Genomic DNA, 23,267 nt, shown 5'->3' with positions numbered 1-23,267 from the left:
CGTTCGTATATATTATTAATATTGTTCATTAGCATTGGGAAAATCTACCGCTTTCACATCCGCCACATATTGTCCTATTGCTTGTGTCATTTCTTCATATAAATTCATATATCTACGCAAAAAACGAGGACTGAACTCATGGGTCATGCCAATCATATCATGTAAAACAAGTACTTGTCCATCTACTCCGCTACCTGCTCCGATTCCTATAACGGGAATTGAAATACTTTCGGCTACTTTTTTAGCTAAATGAGCTGGTATTTTTTCAAGTACTAAAGCAAAACAACCTACTTTTTCTAACAATTTAGCGTCTTCTATAAGTTTTTCTGCTTCTGTATCTTCTTTTGCTCTTACGGTGTAAGTTCCAAATTTATAAATGGATTGTGGTGTAAGCCCTAAATGTCCCATAACAGGTATTCCTGCTTGCAATATTTTTCTTATAGAGTCTTTTATTTCTTTACCTCCTTCTAACTTAACAGCATGTCCTCCACTTTCTTTCATTACACGAATGGCTGAACGCAATGCTTCTTTAGAATCGGATTGATATGATCCAAAAGGTAAATCTACGACTACTAATGCTCTTTGGGCTGCACGTACAACCGAAGACGCATGATAAATCATCTGGTCTAATGTAATAGGAAGAGTGGTTTCATGACCTGCCATTACATTACTAGCTGAATCTCCTACAAGAATTACATCGACACCTGACGAATCCACAATTTTAGCCATGGTGTAATCGTATGCTGTGAGCATTGAAATTTTTTCACCTTTGGCTTTCATATCAAATAACGATTTTGTAGTTACTCTTTTGTAATCACTTTTAGCTGTTGACATAATTCAATAGTTTTAGAGGGTAAAAGTAATAAAAAGTATAGATGTAGCAAATATGTTATAATAGAGAATACTGGATATAAAAAAACCTTAATCATACGATTAAGGTTTAAAACTATATAAAAGAAGCTTATCTTAATTATTTTTTCAACAAATCTCTTATTTGCATTAATAATTCTTCTTGTGTAGGACCTGCTGGTGCTGCTGGTGCTGCTGCTTCTTTTTTCTTCAGTGAATTAATACTTTTTACCAAGATAAAAATAACAAAAGCAATAACCAAAAAGCTAATAATAGCTGCTAAAAACTTACCATATAAAATACCTCCATCCGTTTTTAATTCGGCTAAGTTTTCTACCTGTGCAGCTTTTAAAGCTGGATTTAACAAAGCAGGAGTAATAACATCTGCTACCAAAGAGTTTACGATAGCACTAAAAGCACCACCAATAATTACCCCTACTGCAAGATCCATTACATTTCCTTTTGCTATAAAATCTCTAAATTCAGAAATAATACTCATAATTGTAATTGTTTTTTTAGTTAATAAAAGTTACAAATCTAAGTTATAAATAGTTATGTTTAAATTTATTCTCTGTAGAAAATTCTCGACACACGACGCGAAATACCTGTTAATATTTCATACGGAATAGTATCTATAGCATTTGCAATAACAGTTACAGGTAGATCTTTTCCAAAAATAATAACTTCATTGCCTTCTGCACAGGATATATTGGTAACATCTATCATAAGCATATCCATACAAATACTTCCTAAAATGGGTGCTTTTTCTCCATTAACTAAAAGATACCCTACACCTCTACCCCATTTTCTAGATATTCCATCTGCATAACCAATTGGAATTACAGCCATACGCGTTGGCTTTTCTACAACAAAACGTCTATTGTATCCAACGGTATCGCCTATTTTTAGAGTTCGTATTTGAGAAATAACTGATTTTAAAGTACCTACCGTTTCTAAATATTTCATTTCATTTAAATCATTAGAAACGCCATACATCCCTACTCCTAAACGAACCATATCAAACTCGCCTTCAGGATAATTACTAATTCCAGAAGAATTACAAATATGACGGATCGGATTGTATTCTAATGCTTCCATAATTTGTCTAGAAAGGCGATCAAATAAGTTTATTTGATTCAAACTAAATGTTCTATCTACCTCATTATCACTTTCGGCAAAATGGGATAAAATAGTATTAACCTGAACCCATTTATTTTCTTTTAGTGTAGCTATTAATTCAGGAATTATTTCTTCATCAAAACCCAAACGATTCATCCCTGTATTTATCTTAATATGGATTGGATAGTGTTTTTGTTTTTGTTCTTCTAAAATTTTCACAAAGGCTTTCAAACCGCGTAAACTGTAAATTTCGGGTTCTAATCCATATTGAATAATTGATTTAAAGCTGGTCATTTCTGGATTCATGACCATAATAGGCACTTCAATTCCTGCTTTTTTTAACTCAATTCCTTCATCTGCAAAAGCCACCCCTAAATAATCTACTTTATGATGAGCTAATAATTTTGCTATTTCAAAACTTCCGCTTCCATAACCAAAAGCTTTTACCATACCCATTATTTTGGTTGTAGGTTTTATTTTAGATTTGTAATAGTTAAAATTATGACTTAAAGAATTTAAATTAATCTCTAAAACGGTTTCATGTTTTTTTTCTGTTAATAAAGAAACAATTTTTTCAAATTCAAAAATACGAGCTCCTTTAATCAAAATGGTTTCATCTGAAAAATCAAGACTATCAAACGTATTTATAAAAGAATTTGTTGAATCAAAAGAAATGGCATTAAAAATTTATTTTGAAATTTTGAAATCGTATTCCCGATACAAATAACTCTCGTAATTTTATTTGCTATAATTAGCTGTGCTATTCTTGAATAAAGTTCTTGGTCTGTTAATCCTGATTGAAAAATATCCGAAATAATTAACGTTCTTTTTTATGTTGTTTTTGATTTTGTAAAAAATCCAATGCTATTTTTAAAGATTGAAAATCAGCACTATAACTATCATCAATTATAGTACAATTATAAATACCATTTTTAATCTTCAATCGCATTTCAACAGGGTATAACTTAGCCATTCTTTCTTGAATTACTTCTTTATGATACCCTAAATGCAACATGATTAAAATACAATGTATACTATTTTCTAATGAGGCTTCGTCTATAAAAGGAATATTTATTTTAAAAGAAAGTTCTTTATAGTTAATAGTTAATTCTACATGTTGACCTATTATTTTTTTTTGAAAGAAAACATCTGCTTCTTTATCTTCTATACTCCATGTAAAGGTTTTAATAGATTTATCTAAAAATGATTCTATTGTTTTATTTTTATTCAAAATTAATATTTGAACTCCTTCAAACAGTTTTATTTTTTCCTTAATTTTTTGGCTTAGATCTACAAAACCTTCATCATGAGCAGAACCTATATTCGTTAAAATTCCAATTGTAGGTTGAATTATTTTTTGCAAATTTTGCATTTCATTTACAGTAGAAATTCCTGCTTCAAAAATACCTAAATTGTGCATTTCATTGATTCCAATTACTGAAAGAGGTACTCCAACTTGCGAGTTATAACTCTTTGGACTTCTTATAATTGTATAATCTGGGCTTAACAAAAAATTTAACCATTCTTTCACTATTGTTTTACCATTACTTCCTGTAATTCCTATTATAGGAAATGAAAACAAACTTCTATAATACGCAGCAAATGATTGTAAAGCTTGTAATGTATTGTTTACTTTTAAAAAATTAGCTTTACCTAGCCATTTTTCATCAAGAGTCTGTACAACAAACGACTCTACCCCTTGCTCTATTAGTCCTTCTATATACTGATGTGCATCATAATGAGGACCAACAAGAGCAAAAAAAAGTGTAGATTTTGTATTTTGATTTGATCGACTATCTATTGAAACGGAATCAATTACAATAGAGCTATTATAATCTATAAATTCGCAAGACAATGCTGTTACAATTTGGTTGAGTACCAGTGCCATTATTTATCTTCTTCTTTATTTATAACTTGTTCATCAATTACTTCTATGTTATTACGCATAGCATTAAAATAAGCAGCTCTGCTTAACGGTTCATATTCTTCCTTTTCTCCTAATAACACTAAATTATCATTGGCTGTTTTTCTATGACTATAGTGAGCTAAATTTCCTGTTTTAGTACATACTGCATGCACTTTTGTAATATATTCTGCTGTAGCCATTAGAGCAGGCATAGGACCAAAAGGATTTCCTTTAAAGTCCATATCTAAACCAGCTATAATGACTCTAACGCCTGCGTTTGCTAAATCATTACAGACAGAAACAATTTCCTCATCAAAAAATTGTGCTTCATCAATACCTACTACATCACAACCTTGCGCTAGAATACGAATATTAGCGGCAGCAGGAACAGGAGTTGAACGGATTTCATTTTTGTTATGCGAAACTACCTTTTCTTCATCGTAACGTGTATCAACACTAGGTTTAAAGATTTCTACTTTTTGTTTTGCAAATTGTGCTCTTCTTAATCTTCGTATTAGCTCCTCTGTCTTTCCTGAAAACATCGATCCACAGATTACTTCAATCCAACCAAACTGTTCTTTTGGGTTTACTGTATTTTCTAAAAACATTTTTTAATTTTATAATGATAAAAATGAATAGTTTTTATTACTTTGTAACTCGCAAAATTATTAAAAAAGACTGGTTGTTTTACAGCTCGACTGATAAAGTTATCAATAAATTTTAATTCTTTCATCACTAAAAATTTAAACGCAATGAAAAAGAAATTGGAAGCCGAATTGATTAGTATTGCCCATAAAGTTTTACAATTAAAACATAAAGATGATATACGTGAATTACATCGCGAGGCACAACGATTGTATGAAAAACTTTCTGTTTTAGTATTTGTTGAGGAAAATTTTGGTGATATACAACCTACTATTGGAAGAAAACAAATAGAAGAAAAATTAGAACATGCTTTTGATTATAATGAAAAAATAGTAATAGCTCAGTTAAAAGAGGAATTGGATGAAACTATTCAAAATGAATCCATTTTAGCTATTGAAAGTACAGAAACTGAAACTAAGGAAATTACACCAATCGTAGAAACTATTTCAGCTATAGAAAAATCCGAAGAAGAAACAGTCGAAAAAGAAAATACACCTCAAATCATAGAAAACGAAGAAGATAATAGCCAATCTGAAAAAATTTCAATGGATGCCTTTTTCAGTCAAATACATTCTAAAACTGTTTCTGAAAAAATAAATAAAGAAACAGAAGGTAATCTGGAAGAGGTAAAAAGCATTTCCAACGAAATTCATACATCAACTGTAAAAGAAATTTTTCCTGAATTCATGTCTAATTTTAATGAAATTACCTTTGAACGTGTCATAGAAAAACCTCTAAGTAACTTAAATGACAAAATTTCTAGATCTGTTGGATTATCATTGAACGATCGCATGGCATTTGAAAAAAATTTATTTGATGGTAGTACTGAAGATTTAAATCGTGTCCTCTCCCAATTGGAAACTTTTAAAAGTTACCAAGAAGCTAAAGATTTTATTGAAGAAATGGTAAAACCTGATTATAATAATTGGTTAGGGCGTGAAGATTATGAAGAACGCTTCATGGAATATATTTTAAGTAAATTTTCATAACCTTTAATTTAAAATTAATAGACAAGGCCGCTGTCCGAAAAGGTTGCAATCTTGTCATCCACCAGCGAAAAAAATCGCATAATATTGATTATAAGACTCCTCCTTACATCAGAGTAACAAACGGTGCGTTGATTTTTTAATTTTGGACAGTTTTTTTGCTTTCATTTTTATAAACTTATTGAATCAATTATTTTAAACATTTTTGTTTTTTAAATTATTAAGTCCTAATTTACAATTCAACTTCAACAAATGAGTAAATTATACATAGTCCCAACCCCTATTGGCAATTTAGAAGATATGACCTTTAGAGCTATTCGAATTCTAAAGGAAGTAGACTGTATCTTAGCAGAAGACACTCGTACTAGTGGCAAATTACTAAAGCATTTTGAAATTGCTACACACATGCAAAGCCATCACATGCACAACGAACACAAGACCGTCGATCTAATAATACAGCGTTTACAAACAGGACAAAACATTGCTCTAATTAGTGATGCTGGTACTCCTGCTATTTCAGATCCTCGGATTTTTATTAACACGAGCTTGCATAGAAAACGGTATAGAAGTAGAGTGTTTACCCGGAGCTACTGCCTTTGTTCCTGCATTAGTAAATAGTGGTTTACCCAATGATAAGTTTGTTTTTGAAGGTTTTTTACCTGATAAAAAAGGAAGACAAACCCGCTTTTTGCAATTAGCAGAAGAAACTAGAACAATCATTTTGTATGTTTCTCCTCATAAATTAATCAAAACATTAGGTGAGTTTGTTCAATACTTTGGTTCTGATCGTTTAGTTAGTGTATCACGTGAGCTCTCTAAACTGCATGAAGAAACAGTAAGAGGGACTGCTGAAGAAGTTTTAAAACATTTTGAAGCAAAACCGCCAAAAGGTGAAATTGTAATTTGTTTAGCTGGAAAAGCTAAGTAATTTTTTTATTAGTATCAAACTAAATTTTACTAAGATCATTTAGGATGTCTATTTTCATCCCAATTAATCATTACAAAAATAAAAACGATGAATATAAAACGAAGTATATTTTAGATTTCGTTTATTTACCATTGCAAAACATATACGCTCTTTTAGATTTATTGATAAAAATTACCAAAATTTATAATTCCTAAAAAAAATTATTCCATAATATCCGTTATTTTTATAAAATTCAATCTATTTAAAATAAAAAATGCCCCTATTTCATGAAAAACGATATTCAAATCATCCAACGTCATCAAGAGTTTATTAAGACTATTTGTGAAACTGAAAAAGTGTATACCTTAGTAAATTCAGAGATTTACTCTTTATCTTATGCCAATAATTATCAAGACGAAGAAGGAAATCCTATAGCAATACTTTGCGTCTGGAGTCAAAAAAAATATGCCCAAATTTGTCAAAATGAAGAATGGGCTAACTATAAAGTGGAAGAAATAGATTTAGTTGATTTTATAGAAAATTGGTGTATTGGCCTTGATTCAGATGCTATGATGGCTGGCATTGAATTTGATAAAAATCTGTATGGCTATGAAGCTGATCCTTTAGAATTAATTTTAGAAATAGTTGATTATTTAAAAATTATTAAAAAAGATTTGAAACTATCTTATTATCGAAATCTGAGTGATTTGGCACAAAAAATTAAAGAGGTGCTCTATTAAATTAGTTCAAAACGATACATTTAAAATATAAAATTAGAAATCATATACAAAACTTTTCCCTACTTAACAAACTACCTGTTAGTATAACATAAATTTTAATTTATTCAAATAAAAAACTAATATTACAATAATGCGATTTATGAATTTTTTTAACTATTTTTTCAGAAGAAATAAAAACAATAATGATGTATCGAATCAATTCGAAACAAAAAACACTCCAATAGAGCATAATAACACATTTATATCTACAGGAGACAATACTGTTTATAAAATAATTATACCATTAACAGATGAACAAAGAAATCATATCTTAAAATCTACTATTCTTCTACAAGCAAATCAACTCTATATGCACTATTGGACTGATAATTTAGTTTGTGAAGATCCTAATGACCCTGAATGGCAGAATAAAGTTATGTTTTTTTGGAAAGCAGAAGAACCATTTCCTAAAAAATCATTACCCCCCATTTTTGAAACTTTTAAAACTAAATATTTTCTCTTTTCTGGAGATACTTCTAAAATTTCGCTACAAATTGGACAAGCTATTCCTTGGTTTGGAATGCCCGGATTGGGACAGAAACACGTTTGTGAAATAAACGGTCAAAAAATAGCAATCCCTGAATTAAACAAACAAGGTCTAGTAGAATATATTGAACTCACTGAACTTACAAACGATAATCTGCATATATTAAACGATAAAGAGAATTATTTTTTCTTAATTGACGAAAGAATTACCCCATTTCAAAATGGTAATTTTTATCTGAATAATAAAGTAATACCAATTGATATAGCGTATAGTGTTGGAGGGATACACATAGTTAAAAAAACAAAATTAGAATCATAATAACGGTAAAACGAAAAAGCAAATTAAATAGGTTCATAACTCTTTCATATAGAAAAAGAAATAATCAAAATGCCTTTAACATTCTCACATCCTGCTATTATTTTGCCTCTAACTTGTTTTTCCAAAAAACGATTTTCATTAACTGGACTGATAATAGGAAGCATGGTTCCTGATTTTGAGTATTTTTTACGGATGAAGGTTAAAAGTATTTATAGTCATTCAATTACAGGAATTTTTTGGTTTGATCTACCTTTCGCTATTTTACTTACTTTTATTTTTCATAATATTATTCGAAATAGCTTATTTAATAACCTGCCTTTATTTTTTAAATCCAGATTTTTAATTTTCAAATCATTCGATTGGAATAGTTATTTTAAGGAAAATAAAATAGTGGTCTTATTTTCTCTTTTTATTGGCATAAGTTCACATATATTGTGGGACGATTTTACACATAAAGAAGGGTATTTTGTACAAAAAATCCCTTTTCTTAAAAGTCATATTCACTTATTTAAAATTTCTATTTCTGTTTTTAAAGTACTACAACATTCAAGTACCTTATTGGGTGGACTTTTTATTCTTTTTTTTATTTACAAGCTTCCTATTAATAACATAAAATTTAGAACAATCCATTCAAAATATTGGATAATTTTTATCAGTATAACATTAACAATAATAATATCAAGAATTATATATGAATTTGATGTAAAACGATATGGTGATCTAATCACAAGTTGTATTTCTGCTTTACTAAGTTCTCTTATTTTAACTCCAATACTTCTTAATAAAATCAATATTGTTTTTAAAAAAGTCGTATAAAAGAATATTAATTAATCCTTTTGAAAACATTACTACAAAAAAATCAATCTGTCTAAGCTATTTAGTTTTTAAATTTTATTGAATAAATTTTATTTTCTATATTTATAATTAAAAACAACCAATATAATTATAACTGATTTTATATGGAAATAGATTTTAATGAATATATAAAACAAAAAATAGAATTTTATGAAAGTTTAAAAAAATAGAAATTAATAATGAACAATTTAGCTCTATAATCAATATAGAAAATGAGATATTCAAAAAAATTAATTTAGATTTTGAAGATTTTATTTTAAGAAGAAAGCAAAAAGAAAGATTATCTGCTAAAGAAAATAACGATTTCAAAAAAAAACTTATTTCTTTATATCCTGATTTCAAAAAAATTTCTGATTGTAATAATCCTGCTATTTATTGGTTTAAAATAAGACATTTTGAAAAATCTGATAATAAAAAATTACTTAAAAAATTTGTACAAGCACGAAATACTAAAAATGGTTGGTGGTCAAAACCTACAAAAGATAATGAAAATTTAACTGAATATTTATATTTAGGAAAAGTTGAAAAAAACTTATTTAATAGATTTATACAGCATCTTGGCTTGGGACATAAAATGACATCTTCACTAAAACTTTGTCAATGGTTTAATAAACTGGATGCTGTTGATTTAGAATTTCAATTTTTAGAATTAAATAAAGAAGAAGTAGATTATTTAGAAGATATTGAAAATATTCTTTGGCGAAAATTAAAACCGTTAATTGGTGCTGAACCTAGAATTAAATAAATAGCTGTAAAATCTTTTATACTAATTTAACCCAGATTACGCATTAGACTTCGTTGTGAAACAAAATTTTTCAATAAATTCAAGTGCTCACGGAAAATTTTAGAAGAAGAAATAGTGAACTATTTTGATGATTAAAATTTGAGTACGTGCTTGAATTTGAATAAAAATAAAGTGCAATAGATTTACTTCGTCTATTCGCTACGCTCGGGTCTAATGCGTAATCTGGGTTTAACGTGAGTTCGGCTTAAGAAAACTTTTAACTTGCTAATAAACAGTTCTTTCGTATTTCTTTGAGGAATTTATGTCATATCTATACGACGGAAAAACAAAGAAAGCACTAACGGAAGCACAAACACCCTATATAATATACTAAAAATCAATGCTTTTTATATCGAACTTATGTTAATTTAATAAATATAATATTTTTTATAAACAAAAAATAAAATATAAGCCTTATATTTATACTATCATTTATACATTTTCATTTAGCTCTTATCTCTAACTGATTTATAATACAATTATTTTGATTTTAAAATGATGATTGCTACTATTATATATAAATTATCATTCTTCTAAAATAATATCTAATCGTCTTTATTCTACAAGATTTTTTTAATCGGTAATATTATTTAGAAGTTATTTTTTTATCTAAACAGTTATAAAATGAATCTAATTAAACCTAAATTGCTAAAAAAAGGAGATAAAGTAGCTACTATTTCACTTTCTTGGGGAGGAGCTGGAGAGGTTCCTTATCGATATGAACAAGGTAAAAATCAAATTCAAGAAATATTTGGATTAGAGGTAGTTGAAACAAGAAATGCCTTAAAATCAGCAAAATGGATTTATGAAAATCCACAGGAAAGAGCAAATGATCTAATGGAAGCCTTTAAGGATAATTCTATTAAAGCCATTATTTCTAATATAGGAGGAGAAGATAGTATTCGTATTTTACGATATATAGATATTGAAGTTATTCGACAAAATCCAAAAATTTTTATAGGCTTTTCTGATTCTACAATAATACACTTTTTATGCCTAAAAGCAGGTCTTTCTTCGTTTTATGGCACTTCTACTTTAGTGGGGTTTGCAGAAAATGGAGGAATGTATCAATATCAAATAGAAGATTTAAAAAAAACTTTATTTAGTAAAAATCCTATTGGGGAAATTTTACCCAACAAGGAAGGCTGGACTTCTGAAAGACTTGAATGGTTTGATAAATCATTGTTACATACAAAACGAAAATTACAAAAACATTTAGGGTGGAATTTTTTACAAGGAAACACCATAGTACAAGGACAGCTTATTGGTGGATGTCTAGAATCTCTTGAAATGCTAAAAGGAACTAGTTATTGGCCTGAAGTAAATATATTTAAAAATGCTATTTTATTTTTAGAAACTTCAGAAGTCATGTCAAGACCTGATTATATCGGATGTTGTTTAAGAAACTATGCTGAAATGGGTATTCTTAAACTATTAAAAGGGATCATAGTTGGTAGACCTTACGATAATAAATTTACAGAAGAATATGATATTGTTATAAAAAAATATTACTTGAAGAGAATTTAACAAATCTGCCTGTTATAACGCAAATGGACTTTGGTCATACCTGCCCAACCTTCACTCTCCCTTTTGGTGCAAAAGCAGAAATAGATTGTATAAATAAACAATTTAAAATATTAGAAAGTGGAGTAAATGGGGAAATCTAAAAACAGTAAACTAATATTTAGTTTGTTTCTTGGGTTGGAAATTCGAGAATTTTACTCAAAAAAATGAAGTAGATTATCAAATTTATTTAAGGTTTTATTATTCATTTCGAGTTTTTCTTTAGTTCAAATAACAAGATTACAGCATTTAGACTAATTCTATTATAAAATGCCCTATCAAATCCCATTTTTGAATAAAATAATCAAAAAGGGATTTGAAACTAAAGTTTAAAATCTCGTTTTAGAAAAATCTAGTTATCTATATTAAGATCTCTAAATTTTGGTGAAGCTATTGCCATACTACTCACCACTACTAACGTCATAATTCCTCCAAAAATAACGGCATTTACAGTTCCCATAAGTTTTGAAGTAAATCCACTTTCAAAAGCACCTAATTCATTAGAAGATCCTACAAATATTGAATTAACTGAAGACACTCTTCCTCTCATTGCATCAGGAGTATATAACTGCAATATTGTAGATCGGATTACAACCGAAATTCCGTCCGTAACACCACTCATAAATAATGCTACAACTGAAATCCAAAAATTTGATGATAAACCAAAAACAATAATACAGATTCCGAAACCAAAAACTGCCCATAATAATTTTTTCCCTGCTCGATAATTTAAATCAAAATGAGTTGCTAATAACATAGTAATCAACCCTCCTATTGCAGGTGCTGCTCTTAAAATACCAAATCCTTCTGAACCAACTTTTAATATATCTGTTGCAAAAATGGGTAACAATGCTACTGCACCACCAAAAAGAACGGCAAACATATCTAACGAAATAGCGTTTAAAATTGTTTTATTACTAAATACAAAAACCAATCCTTCTTTCAAACTTTCATATACAGATTCTGTTTTTTGAATATTTAAAATAGGTTTGGGTGAAATTTGAAAAAGTGCAAATAATCCAATTAAAATACAAACTAATACAATACACATAGCACCCAAAACACCAATCCAACCTATTAAAAAACCTGCTAATGCAGGACCAATAGTTGCTGAAATTTGCCAAGTAGAACTACTCCAGGCAGCTGCATTTGATCTTTCTGAATTGGGCACTATTAATCCCAACAAGCTAAATATAGAAGGAAATATAAAAGCTCTAGCTACACCTCCTAAAAAAACTAAAGTATATATACCGTAAAGTATTTCTTTCTTTTTAAAAAAAGAAAAATAAAAGGGATTGATTAAATTCGTTAATACCAATGAGAGTATAAATAAGCCAAAATAACAACTCATTAGCATTTTCCTCTTCTCATTTTTATCTACAATATGTCCAGCAAATAATGCTAAAACAATAGCCGGAATTACTTCCATTAAACCTATAAGTCCTAATGACCAAGGATCTTTAGTAATTCTATACACTTCCCATTCTACGATTATAAACTGCATAGACCATGCTAACACAATGGCTAATCGCATAGCTAAAAACCATCTAAACTCTTTTATTTTTAATGATGAATAAGGATCTTTTTGTTTTATTCTTGACACTTTATTTTAATTCTAGATTATTAATCAATTCTTTTAAAGTTGTTTGTTTTAACTCCTTTTCGAGCTCTGAAAATTTTTCTTTTTTTATTTGCTGTTCTACACTTCCTCTCTTTAAAAGGATTATTTCATCACAAGTTTCTTTTAAAGTTGAAAAAATATGAGAAGAAATTAAAACTATTTTTTTTAAATTTCTTAATTCATGAATAATTTCTGTAATTAAGAAATTACTCTGAAAATCTACTCCATTAAAAGGCTCATCAAGAACAAAACATTCATTATCTAAAAGTAAAATAGCCGTTAAAGCTAATTTTTTTTCATTCCAGTTGAATAATTTAAGGTATATTGATCCAAAGGTAATTCGAAAACATTTCTTTTTTGAATAGGAACTCCATATAATCTTCGAGCATTACAAAAAAACTGGAGGTATTCTTTACCTGTCATTTTATCAAAAAAGTATGGCTCTGTAGGTAAATATCCTATTTTATTTTTTAATGATAATGCTGTACTTTTAATAGTTCCTTCAAATTCTTCCAAACCACAGAAACAGTTAAAAAAAGTAGTTTTACCTGCACCATTATCACCTACAATACCATACACTTTTCCTTTTTCAAAATTTAAATTAATCGAATTTAAGACTAATTTATTTCCATATTTTTTTGAGTGAATTTGAATGTTAATCATATAAAAACTTATTAATCTTTTGATATGCTTTTTTGTAAAAGTACGGAATAAAAACCAGTAATAAAGGAGGTAAATAAATACAGAATGTAATAAGTATTATTTCAGGAAAACCTATTTTGTTTGGATAAGAGGCATACTTTATGATTATTATTAAACAAAAAAATAAAATTGCTAATCCATAAGCGAACAAAATTTTGTCTAAACTTTGATAAAAATAAAGACTAATTGATAATAATAAAATGATTGAAAGCAATAAACTATTTTTTATTGCTTGATAAATTTTATACTTTAAAAATTCTTTTGATGAAAACTGATGAATCCAAATAAAATAATCAGGTTCCATCATTAAATAATAAGAATAAGAAACTACAATAGGTCCTATTGTAGCTACAATTCCTAAATTTAGATTTCTAACTTTCATAGCCATAATTGCTAGAAAAAGAAAAAGAGGATATGTCCAAATTTTTTTTCTAAAACCAATAGAAAACTCAAACGGATTTTTAGAAAATGGTGTTGGAATGGTTGTATTATAACATTTTTTAAAACTTATAAATGCAAAAAGAAAACAACTTAATAATAATATTAAAATTTCTAAATAGCAATGATTTAAAATCAATAAAATGAATATGGGTAAATTAAAAATAATATTTTCAAGTATTCTTATCTTACGATATTCTAGTTTATTAAAAGTTGTTTTTAAAAAGGAGTTTCTTTCTTTATCCGATAAATAAATACAAATACTTAAGCTATAAAAAAAACATATTAGATGAGCATAAGGTGATGTTTTAAACAAATAATGCCCCCCAACCAAAACCCTATTATTAAAAGAGGATATGCTAATTGAAGGGATATTCCAGAGTCTTTTAATTGTCTATTAAATAATTTAAATTGAATTTTAAAATATTCTATCTCTAATTTTATCATTTTATGTCTCGTAATCTAAGTTGCAATGAAACAGCTCCATTCCACTCATTTTCTTCAATAGAATACACGGCATCAAATCTTCTCAAATTGGAAGTAAGTAATTGTTTTTTACCAATACCAAAACCTATTGCGCTATAACTTTCGCTTTTATTTTGCTTTACAAAAAGGCGAAGATGTTCTTCATTTTGTCCTACAGCTTTACCATAACCTGTGTCATGCAGTGATTTTGAGATAAAGAGGGGGGTCATATTTTCAGGTCCAAAAGGTTCAAATTGTTTTAAAATACGCATTAATTTGGGTGTAATATCAGCCAATTGAATTTCTAGATCTATATTGATTTCAGGTGTTAATAAATCTGGATGAATAGATTCTTTTACCGTTTTCTCAAAAGCGATCTTAAATTTATCATAATTTTCTTCTTTTAAAGTCATACCAGCAGCATACATGTGTCCTCCAAATTGCTCTAAATGTTCCGCACAAGCTTCTAAAGCATTATAAATATCAAAATCTTTTACAGATCGGGCGGATGCTGCTAATTGGTTACCACTTTTTGTAAAAACAATAGTTGGACGATAATAATTTTCTACCAAACGAGAGGCTACAATTCCTATAACGCCTTTATGCCAATTTTCTTTATAAACAACCGTTGAAAAGCGATCAATTTCTTGATTATGTAAAATTTGTTCTAATGCTTCTTCTGTTATTTGTTTGTCTAAATCTTTTCTATCCGAATTAAAAATTTCAATAGCAGCTGCACATTGAGAAGCTTGTAATAAATCAAACTCTGTTAATAACGATACTGCATAATTACCATGTTTTATCCTTCCAGCAGCATTTATTCGTGGTGCTATAATAAAAACAACATCTGAAATGGTTAATTCTTTTTTCTTTAAGTTTAAAATTAAGGCTTGTATTCTCGGTCTAGGACAGGTATTAATTACCTCTAATCCAAATTTAGCCAAAACCCTATTTTCTCCTGTTATAGGTACTATATCAGCACCTATAGCTGTGGCTACCAAATCCAAATAAGGAACTAAATCTTCTATTTTTTGATTTCTTTTAGATGCTAATGCCTGTATTAATTTAAATCCAACTCCACAACCGCACAATTCTTTATATGGATAAAAACAATCTTCTCTTTTGGGGTCTAAAATAGCTACTGCATTTGGTAAAGTAACTCTCGGTCTGTGATGATCACAAATAATAAAATCAATTCCTTTTTGAAAAGCATATTGCACATGATCAATAGATTTAATCCCACAATCTAAAGCAATAATTAAAGTAAAATCATTATCCTCTGCAAAATCAATTCCTTGAAAAGACACACCATAGCCTTCTTTATAACGATCTGGTATATAGGTAGCCACATTATGATAAAAGCTTTTTAAATAAGAAGAAACTAATGATACAGCTGTAGTACCATCTACATCATAATCACCAAAAACTAAAATTTTTTCATCATGTAAAATAGCTTTTTCAATTCGCTCTACTGCTTTATCCATATCCTTCATAAGATAAGGATCGTGTAAATCTGATAATGATGGTCTAAAAAATTTTTAGCATCATCAAATGTTTCTATTCCTCTTTGTATTAAAAGAGTGGCCACTATAGCATCTACTTGGAGTACATCTTGTAAAGCTTGTATCTTTTCTAATTCTGGCTTAGATTTTAATGTCCAACGCATAACTATAGATTATGATATTAAAACGGTATGCAGTTCCTTTTGTACTTTAAAAAGTCCTCTTCTATAAAATTAATAAAAATAAGCGTTTATTTAGTCGAATATAACACAAAAAAAGGCTATTACTTCTTTACTATTTTAAAGAAAGTGCTTGTTTTTCAAATTTAACACCATCCCAACCAAATTTAATAAAATTTCGTATATTTTGATGATCTTGTTCTTCTGGTTTTGCTAGTACGTCATAGTAAAATTTCCCGAAAAGCTTTAACGTTTGTTCTTTATTTAATTCATGTAAAAGGGCAAAAGAAAATATTTTACAAGAACCATTATTTTCTCCTATTTGATTCATTTGATTTCCGTTTTTGAAAGCTACTGGAGTAAACACATAATTTACATCAATATGGGCTATTACTTCTTCAAAAGAAATATTTTCTTCTTTTATTATTTTTTGAATTAAAAGATCCATTATTTTTTATTTTTTAATTGAGTTAAAGATAAAAAAGCTATTCGAAAAAATGGTCATTTTATCATTTTGACCAAAGGAAAAAATCACATAACGCTTATAATGTGATTTCTCCTATTGTAAAAGTGAGAGACTAAATGTTGGTTTTTAACTTTTCAGATACTCTCGGAATTTAATTAATACTTATCTTAACAATCGGCCATATTTACGGCAACTGCCAATCCTCCTTCCGAGGTTTCTTTATATTTATTATTCATATCTTTAGCTGTTTCCCACATGGTATTTACAACTTTATCTAATGGAACCTTTGCATTTTTAGGGTCTGTTTCTAATGCTAATTCTGCTGCATTAATTGCTTTAATAGCGCCCATTGTATTTCGTTCTATACAAGGAATTTGAACAAGTCCACCAATAGGGTCACAAGTGAGTCCTAAATGATGTTCCATAGCAATTTCTGCTGCCATTAAAACTTGTTCGGGTGTACCTCCCATTAGTTCGCATAAAGCACCTGCCGCCATAGCTGAAGAAACGCCTATTTCCGCTTGACATCCTCCCATAGCTGCTGATATAGTAGCTCCTTTTTTGAAAATAGAACCAATTTCACCCGCTACCATCAAAAATTGTTTAATTTGACTCTCATTAGCTTGATGATTTTCGATAACCATATAATACATTAATACCGCAGGAATTACCCCTGAACTTCCATTGGTAGGGGCTGTAACAACACGACCTAGTGAAGCATTTACTTCATTTACTGCTAATGCAAAGCAAGAGACCCATTTAAGTATTTGTCTAAACTTTACTTCTGTGTTACGAATCGTTTCTAACCATTCTTGCGGTGAATTATAACTGGAGTTTCTGATGAGATTTTGGTGCATATCATAAGCTCTTCTCCTTACATTTAATCCTCCCGGTAAAATACCTTCTGTATGACAACCAATATACATACATTCTAACATCGTATTCCAAACTCTTATCAATTCGTGATGTATTTGATCTTCTGTACGAATTGATTTTTCATTATCATAAACTATCTCAGATATTTTCCTATTTTGTTGTTGACAATAGTTTAATAATTCTGTTGCATAATTTATAGGATAAGGAAATGTTTTTTTCACTTCTTCTTTTTCTTTAGCTGAGCTTCTTTCTTCTTTCACCACAAATCCGCCTCCTATTGAATAAAAAGTGGATTCATATTTCCCATTTTCATAAAAAGCTGTAAAAGTCAAACCATTAGCGTGAAAAGGTAAGAAGTTTTTATTAAATATAATATCTAATTTTGGATTGAATTTTATGGTAAATTCATTCGCTAATTTTAATTCATTTGCAGTATTAATCTGATGAATAATGCCCTCAATATCTTGAACTGGAATATATTCTGGATCTTGTCCGCTAAGACCTAACATTACAGCTAAATCTGTTGCATGTCCTACTCCTGTTAATGAAAGTGATCCATATAAATCAACTTGTACCTTATTCGTCTTATTTAGAATGTTTGCTTCTTTAACTTCATTTAAAAATTGTTCAGCCGCACGCCAAGGACCTAAAGTATGCGAACTTGAAGGCCCTACTCCTATTTTTAACATATCAAATACTGAAATACACTCTTCCATAATTTTCTAGTTTAGCCCACAAAGATAAGGTTCCTATTCTTTACAAAAAAGCGTTAATTTTTTTAAAAAATATAAATAGAGATATCATATTATGGCCTATTTTTGTGGTAAAAAAACACCATAATGATCAAAAACATTAGAGTTCAAGAATATAAAGCACTAGCTTACAGAATATTACTTGTATATACTTTTTACTCCTTAGTTCGAGTTCTTTTCACTCTTTTCAATCTAAAATTTTTAAAAATAGATTCATTAGAACAGTTTTTTAAATTAGCATTTCATGGGTTGATATTTGATACTACTGCTATATTATACGTAAATTCCTTGTTTATATTACTCTCCATATTTCCTTTATGGATCAATACAAACAAAGGCTACCAAAAACTATTATTTTATGTCTATTTTATTACTAACTTAATAGCCTATGCCACTAATTTTATTGACTTTATATACTACAAATACATCTACTCAAGAACCACTATTGCTATTTTAGATATTGCTAAGCATGAATCGAATAAAGGAAATATGTTTTTCAGATTTATTGTAAGTTATTGGTATGTTTATCTACTCTTTTTATAACGGCTTTTATCTGGATTAAATTATACAAGTTAGTTAAAGTTCAAGAAGAAAAAGTTCAACATAATTGGAAATACTTTTTAACTTCAAAAATTGGAGTGATAATTATTTTAATCTTATCAATAGGAGGAATACGAGGAGATTTCAAAAAAAGTACTCGTCCTATTAACCTTATAGATGCCAATCAATACGTTAGCAAACCACAACATGCGGATATAATTTTAAACACACCTTTTGCTTTAATTAGAACATTCCGTACAACAACTTTTCAAAAAGTTAATTACACAATTAATGATACTATATTAAATAGTCAAATACAACCAATCAAACAATATCACAACTATAATCCTTCCAAACCTAATATTGTCGTATTTATAACAGAAAGTTTTGGTCGTGAATATTGGGGATGTATGAATAAAAACACGCGTATCCCTCATTTTAAAAGTTATACCCCTTTTTTAGATGAATTAGCTAAAGAAAGTTTAATCTTTACTAATGCCTATGCCAATGGGAGTAAATCCATCCATGGAATGTCTTCTGTTATTGCAGGAATTCCATCCTTTAGAGATGCTTTCACCTCTTCCCCTTATCCTAATCAAAAAATTCAATCCTTAGTTTCTTGTCTAAAAGAATTAGGTTATGATACTTCTTTTTTCATGGAGCACCTAATGGATCTATGGGATTTCTTGGATTTGGAAATATTTTAGGTTTTGATCATTATTACGGAAAAACGGAGTTTAATGATGATACGCAACATGACGGAGTATGGGGTATTTGGGACGAACCTTTTATGCAGTTCATGAAAAAAACATTAGATCAAAAGAAAACACCTTTTTTTAGTACCATATTTACCGTTTCATCGCACGAACCTTATATAGTTCCTAAAAATACGAAGGTAAATTTCCTAAAGGAACCATTCCAATACACCAATGTGTAGGATATACAGATTATGCTTTTAAACGTTTTTTTGAGGAAGCTAAAAAACAACCTTGGTTTAAAAATACACTATTCATTATAACCGCAGATCATACTAATCTTACAGCATATCCTGAATATGACAAAATTGTAAATAGACAAGCTGTACCTATCCTTATCTACAAGCCAGATGGAAGTCTAAAAGGCGAAAATAATGATTTTGCTCAACAAATAGATATTTATCCTACTGTATTAGATATGATTGGATACTCAAAACCTTTTAGAAGCTGGGGAAGAAGTTTAGCAAGTAAAACAAACATATCTCCTTTTACAATAAATTTTAATGGTAATAGCTACCAATTACAAAGAGGCAATTATATTTGTACTTTTGATGGTAATAAAGGTATTCATTTTTACGACAAAAATGATAAAGCACTAGAAAAAGAACTTACCATTAAACCCAATCAAGAAATGCTAGAAACGGCAGAAATTTGCAAAGCATTAATTAAAGATTATTTTGATAGAATTATAGATAAAAAATTAGCACAATAATGAAAAAGAAAATAATATTATTCATAGCAATATTAGGAGGAATTATAGGTGGAAAATACGTATATGACATGCACCTCAATCACAATTTTGAAACTATTACAGAAGGAAAAGTATACAAAAGTGGTGTAATACCTCCCGATGAAATAGAAGATTATGTAAAAAAGTATAAAATAAAATCAATTGTAGACTTACGATTTCGGGAACTGAGGATTTAGAAAACAACCCAGAAGTCCCTTCTGAATTAACAGCAGAAAAAGAAGCTATTACAAAAATACCCGGTCTTAACTATTACAATAACGGTTCTGATCAAGTTCCTACACAAGAAAATCTACAGACCTTTTATAAAATCATGGATAATCCTAAAAATTATCCCGTTTTAATTCATTGTTATCACGGTGTAGGTAGAGCTGAGTTATATTCAGCACTTTACAGAATAGAATACGAAAACTGGGATAAAGATAAAGCCCGTACTTCCACTAGAATGTTAACCAAATATTCTTCTTTTGATTTAGGAAAACCAAAAGGTGATTTTCTTCACAATTACAAAAAAGAAAAGATACAATAAAATAATAATTTACATACTCAAGTCCTTTAAAAATCAGATTCGTAAATCAATTTTATTAATAAAATCAAGGTTAGAAACTTATTTAACTTTTCTATTTAAAACCTCGTTTTTAAAACTGTTGTTCTAAAAAACGGGGTTTAATATTTTTTAAAATATTCTATAAAGACAGATTTACAAATAAAAACATTATTTACATAATTTCAGTATTATTTCTTTTCCTTGCTTCTCTTGATTAAAACTTATTTCTTTAAATTCTCTTTTTTTTGTTTTTTCATTATAAAAACCATACCAATAAAATTTTACAGTTTTATCATTTATCATTTTTATATATGCTATTGGCTCATCATTTAAATATTCTTTCCAATTTAAATTACGTCCAATATTTCCAATATCTTCAGGGATTTCTTTTAACTTATAAGATACCCCATTTTCAATATCATTTTTTTTAATTTCTGACATATCAATATATATCTGATTATAAAGAACTACTAAAGAAGCCTCTTTATCTTTTATATTTAAATTTCCAAGCCCATTTTTACAATCAACTTGCCATTTTCCATTGATTGAATATTTTTTGTTTAAATTTTTATTTTGATAAAATGTAAAAAAATATTCCTTCGAATTAAAGCTTTGTTCTTCATTAGCATTTTTAATTTTTTTATCAATTAAAAATGACCAATTTCCTTGTTCTTTTTATAGTATTTTTGTATGAAAGGGAATCCAATACTAAAATCTTCTTCACTTTGAATATTTATATATTCTTTAGGGATGAATGTACTTATTATTAAAAAATCGTTTTCAAATTTTACTTTAGCTTTGAGTATTTGATCAATTTTTTTTCATCACTTGATGAATAATAATTAACTGAATTTAATTCTTCATATAAGGGTTTAATATTGTTATTTACTTCAAATTTATCGTAATAATCAATGCTTTGTTTAGAAATAGGAAGATAATAAATTGTGAATTTTCCTAAATTTTTAATGAATGTAGTTGAGTATATAACTTTTTTCTCTGAATCAAAATGAAGTTTTTTTCTGCATTAAAATTATCTACAATAGATGATTTTGAACTTTCTTTTTTGACTTTATTTCAGAAGTTTTGTTTGTCCATTGCAACTAATAAAAGTAAGCACGACTAATAAATTTTTGAAAAAGTTTTTTATTTTCATTTTACATTACCTTTTCTTGTTTAGTCAAATTTAATTTTTATTCAAATTAATATTCAAAACTTTATTCTTAAAAGCTTTCTGCTTCATTTTAATTTTTATCTAGAAATCAGATATGATTCCCAAAAAGTTATGGCTATTAGTTATTTAATATCATCTAACTTAGAATACGTTTCTTTCCATTTTCCATTAGATTGAATCTTGATAACAAATGTATTTATTTTGCAACATCCAGAAGGATGACCAAATTTCAAATTTCTCTCTTTATTATTAATTTCTATAGGAAATAATCTAATATCATCAGTTAGCTGTAAATCCAATTCAAATTGTCCTTTAGAGTTTTGTTTGTAATAAGCATATTGAGGACCTCCATTACTTCCTTCATAATTTATTATTGCAAAATCTTCTAGACCATCAAAATTAAAATCTAGTAATATAAAATCGTGATATTGTTCAATCCCTTCTGAAGTTTTTATCAATTCCTGTTTAGGATTAAAATAGGAATGAATTGAAGAGTTTAGATTGTTCTTTTTGTATATAACATCTCTGGTACAAAATCAATTTCTTGATTTTTATTTGTTTCGATATTTTTTATAGTAATATTAATTTTTTGTTTTTCATTGTCTTCGTCATTATTGATTGTTGAAACTTGAAACTTAAATTTGAATTTTTTAGATATTGAAAGATTTTCAATATCATTATTTCTTGATTTTGAAACAATATTTGAAGAAAATAATTGAGGAAACTGTTTATAAAAAAAATCATATTTGCCGATTAAAGGACTATTTGTTTTTAATTTTTTTAGAAAATTCCATTTTTTCTCTGAAAGATTATATTGATAAAAATAAATTTCGGTATTTTTTTAAAAAACATTGCTTCTTCCGATTCTCCATTTGATACATCTAAGTATATTTTAGGTATATAAACTGCAAAAATATTATACAAATTTAAATTTTTTGCGACTTTTTTTCAATTTCTGAGCTCTTTCCAATTTCATTTGTATTAGGATCTTGAAGATAGTTCAACCAATAATTGCGTAAACTTATGTCTTTTGGTACATAACTTATGGCAAACCATTGTACCTCTTTATTTCTATAATTATAATAATAACGATATGGATGCTCAGATATATCAGAATCACCAAATGAAATCATATAACCATTAAAATATTTTTTATCAAAAAAATCAACAGGCACTTGTTCCTTATTGGTATTTTGATTTTGTGTATTGTCTTTATAGGTTTTCAGTTTTTTGCTATTTGTAACTTGGCCGTTACAAGCAGTAATCAAGAAGCTGAATAAAAGAATTTTAATTATTTGTTTCATCAT

Annotated in this window: 20 protein-coding genes and 4 pseudogenes; 11 read left to right on the top strand and 13 right to left on the bottom strand. The window is 28.2% G+C overall.

Translation table 11 applies throughout. The annotated features are described in order from the left end of the window. Nucleotides 1–15 precede the first annotated feature (15 nt). From panB to JJC05_RS15590, 4 genes and pseudogenes are all read right to left on the bottom strand, one after another. Nucleotides 16–834 (bottom strand): 3-methyl-2-oxobutanoate hydroxymethyltransferase, encoded by an 819-nt coding sequence (gene panB, locus JJC05_RS15605; protein ID WP_088393601.1) that lies wholly within the window; start codon nucleotides 832–834, stop codon nucleotides 16–18. Between the two features lie 136 nt (nucleotides 835–970). Further along, on the bottom strand, nucleotides 971–1,348 hold the full coding sequence (gene mscL / locus JJC05_RS15600) for a large conductance mechanosensitive channel protein MscL (protein WP_105196868.1): 378 nt from the start codon (nucleotides 1,346–1,348) through the stop codon (nucleotides 971–973). Between the two features lie 65 nt (nucleotides 1,349–1,413). After that, nucleotides 1,414–3,856 (bottom strand): annotated as a pseudogene (locus JJC05_RS18990) (bifunctional UDP-N-acetylmuramoyl-tripeptide:D-alanyl-D-alanine ligase/alanine racemase). Beyond that, nucleotides 3,856–4,482: a thymidine kinase gene (locus tag JJC05_RS15590; protein ID WP_088393595.1), complete on the bottom strand. Its 627-nt coding sequence runs from the start codon at nucleotides 4,480–4,482 to the stop codon at nucleotides 3,856–3,858. Before JJC05_RS15590 ends, JJC05_RS18990 begins: the two are co-directional and overlap by 1 nt. Nucleotides 4,483–4,626: 144 nt before the next feature. Here JJC05_RS15590 and JJC05_RS15585 point away from each other — a divergent pair, with 144 nt between their 5' ends. The 8 genes and pseudogenes from JJC05_RS15585 to JJC05_RS18985 all read left to right on the top strand — a co-directional run bounded on the left by JJC05_RS15585 (nucleotide 4,627) and on the right by JJC05_RS18985 (nucleotide 11,302). Beyond that, nucleotides 4,627–5,508 (top strand): DUF8457 domain-containing protein, encoded by an 882-nt coding sequence (locus JJC05_RS15585; RefSeq protein ID WP_127823008.1) that lies wholly within the window; start codon nucleotides 4,627–4,629, stop codon nucleotides 5,506–5,508. 249 nt (nucleotides 5,509–5,757) lie between these two features. Next, a pseudogene (rsmI, locus tag JJC05_RS15580) lies at nucleotides 5,758–6,433 on the top strand (16S rRNA (cytidine(1402)-2'-O)-methyltransferase). A gap of 266 nt (nucleotides 6,434–6,699) precedes the next feature. Then, on the top strand, nucleotides 6,700–7,152 hold the full coding sequence (locus JJC05_RS15575; RefSeq protein WP_105196871.1) for a DUF2750 domain-containing protein: 453 nt from the start codon (nucleotides 6,700–6,702) through the stop codon (nucleotides 7,150–7,152). 139 nt (nucleotides 7,153–7,291) lie between these two features. Then, the gene (locus JJC05_RS15570) at nucleotides 7,292–7,996 is read left to right on the top strand and encodes a hypothetical protein (RefSeq protein ID WP_235877812.1); all 705 of its coding nucleotides are present in this window, start codon (nucleotides 7,292–7,294) and stop codon (nucleotides 7,994–7,996) included. Between the two features lie 69 nt (nucleotides 7,997–8,065). After that, nucleotides 8,066–8,812 (top strand): DUF4184 family protein, encoded by a 747-nt coding sequence (locus JJC05_RS15565; protein WP_235877811.1) that lies wholly within the window; start codon nucleotides 8,066–8,068, stop codon nucleotides 8,810–8,812. Nucleotides 8,813–9,425: 613 nt separating this feature from the next. Then, nucleotides 9,426–9,596, top strand: coding sequence for a hypothetical protein (locus JJC05_RS15560; protein ID WP_235877810.1), 171 nt, complete (start codon nucleotides 9,426–9,428; stop codon nucleotides 9,594–9,596). Between the two features lie 663 nt (nucleotides 9,597–10,259). Further along, entirely contained in the window at nucleotides 10,260–11,162 is a 903-nt protein-coding gene (locus tag JJC05_RS15555) for a S66 family peptidase (RefSeq protein ID WP_374226320.1), read from the top strand. A 23-nt stretch (nucleotides 11,163–11,185) separates the two neighbouring features. Next, nucleotides 11,186–11,302, top strand: coding sequence for a hypothetical protein (locus JJC05_RS18985; RefSeq protein ID WP_374226319.1), 117 nt, complete (start codon nucleotides 11,186–11,188; stop codon nucleotides 11,300–11,302). Between the two features lie 248 nt (nucleotides 11,303–11,550). Here the strand turns inward: JJC05_RS18985 and JJC05_RS15550 are convergent, their stop codons facing one another. The 6 genes and pseudogenes from JJC05_RS15550 to JJC05_RS15525 all read right to left on the bottom strand — a co-directional run bounded on the left by JJC05_RS15550 (nucleotide 11,551) and on the right by JJC05_RS15525 (nucleotide 18,163). Beyond that, entirely contained in the window at nucleotides 11,551–12,792 is a 1,242-nt protein-coding gene (locus JJC05_RS15550) for an MFS transporter (protein WP_127823712.1), read from the bottom strand. Nucleotides 12,793–13,104: 312 nt separating this feature from the next. Continuing rightward, complete coding sequence (locus tag JJC05_RS17740; protein ID WP_258929303.1) at nucleotides 13,105–13,482, bottom strand: ATP-binding cassette domain-containing protein; 378 nt, start codon at nucleotides 13,480–13,482, stop codon at nucleotides 13,105–13,107. After that, nucleotides 13,475–14,098 (bottom strand): hypothetical protein, encoded by a 624-nt coding sequence (locus JJC05_RS15540; RefSeq protein ID WP_235877809.1) that lies wholly within the window; start codon nucleotides 14,096–14,098, stop codon nucleotides 13,475–13,477. Before JJC05_RS15540 ends, JJC05_RS17740 begins: the two co-directional genes overlap by 8 nt. Nucleotides 14,099–14,402: 304 nt before the next feature. Then, nucleotides 14,403–16,090 (bottom strand): annotated as a pseudogene (recJ, locus tag JJC05_RS15535) (single-stranded-DNA-specific exonuclease RecJ). A 130-nt stretch (nucleotides 16,091–16,220) separates the two neighbouring features. Beyond that, entirely contained in the window at nucleotides 16,221–16,553 is a 333-nt protein-coding gene (locus JJC05_RS15530) for a HopJ type III effector protein (RefSeq protein ID WP_088393905.1), read from the bottom strand. Nucleotides 16,554–16,738: 185 nt separating this feature from the next. Next, nucleotides 16,739–18,163, bottom strand: coding sequence for an L-serine ammonia-lyase (locus tag JJC05_RS15525; protein ID WP_105196878.1), 1,425 nt, complete (start codon nucleotides 18,161–18,163; stop codon nucleotides 16,739–16,741). Between the two features lie 123 nt (nucleotides 18,164–18,286). Here JJC05_RS15525 and JJC05_RS15520 point away from each other — a divergent pair. The 3 genes and pseudogenes from JJC05_RS15520 to JJC05_RS17730 all read left to right on the top strand — a co-directional run bounded on the left by JJC05_RS15520 (nucleotide 18,287) and on the right by JJC05_RS17730 (nucleotide 20,771). Beyond that, a pseudogene (locus JJC05_RS15520) lies at nucleotides 18,287–20,206 on the top strand (LTA synthase family protein). Continuing rightward, entirely contained in the window at nucleotides 20,206–20,421 is a 216-nt protein-coding gene (locus JJC05_RS17735; protein WP_258929302.1) for a protein-tyrosine phosphatase family protein, read from the top strand. The pseudogene JJC05_RS15520 and the gene JJC05_RS17735 overlap by 1 nt, the downstream one beginning before the upstream one ends. Nucleotides 20,422–20,555: 134 nt before the next feature. Beyond that, a complete protein-coding gene (locus tag JJC05_RS17730; RefSeq protein ID WP_258929301.1) occupies nucleotides 20,556–20,771 on the top strand; it encodes a protein-tyrosine phosphatase family protein in 216 nt (71 codons plus the stop codon). Between the two features lie 186 nt (nucleotides 20,772–20,957). Here the strand turns inward: JJC05_RS17730 and JJC05_RS15510 are convergent, their stop codons facing one another. From JJC05_RS15510 to JJC05_RS15500, 3 genes are all read right to left on the bottom strand, one after another. Further along, nucleotides 20,958–21,230 carry a hypothetical protein gene (locus JJC05_RS15510; RefSeq protein WP_235877807.1) on the bottom strand — a complete coding sequence of 91 codons (273 nt, stop codon included), beginning with the start codon at nucleotides 21,228–21,230 and terminating at the stop codon, nucleotides 20,958–20,960. A gap of 852 nt (nucleotides 21,231–22,082) precedes the next feature. Continuing rightward, nucleotides 22,083–22,418, bottom strand: a complete 336-nt coding sequence (locus JJC05_RS15505) for an XAC2610-related protein (protein ID WP_235877805.1) — start codon at nucleotides 22,416–22,418, stop codon at nucleotides 22,083–22,085. A gap of 468 nt (nucleotides 22,419–22,886) precedes the next feature. Further along, nucleotides 22,887–23,267, bottom strand: coding sequence for a hypothetical protein (locus JJC05_RS15500; protein WP_235877802.1), 381 nt, complete (start codon nucleotides 23,265–23,267; stop codon nucleotides 22,887–22,889).

It is taken from the genome of Flavobacterium davisii (assembly GCF_019565505.1).
GTDB lineage: Bacteria > Bacteroidota > Bacteroidia > Flavobacteriales > Flavobacteriaceae > Flavobacterium > Flavobacterium davisii.
Note: the sequence above shows the minus strand (reverse complement) of the source record. Positions and strands in the feature narration are given on the sequence as shown.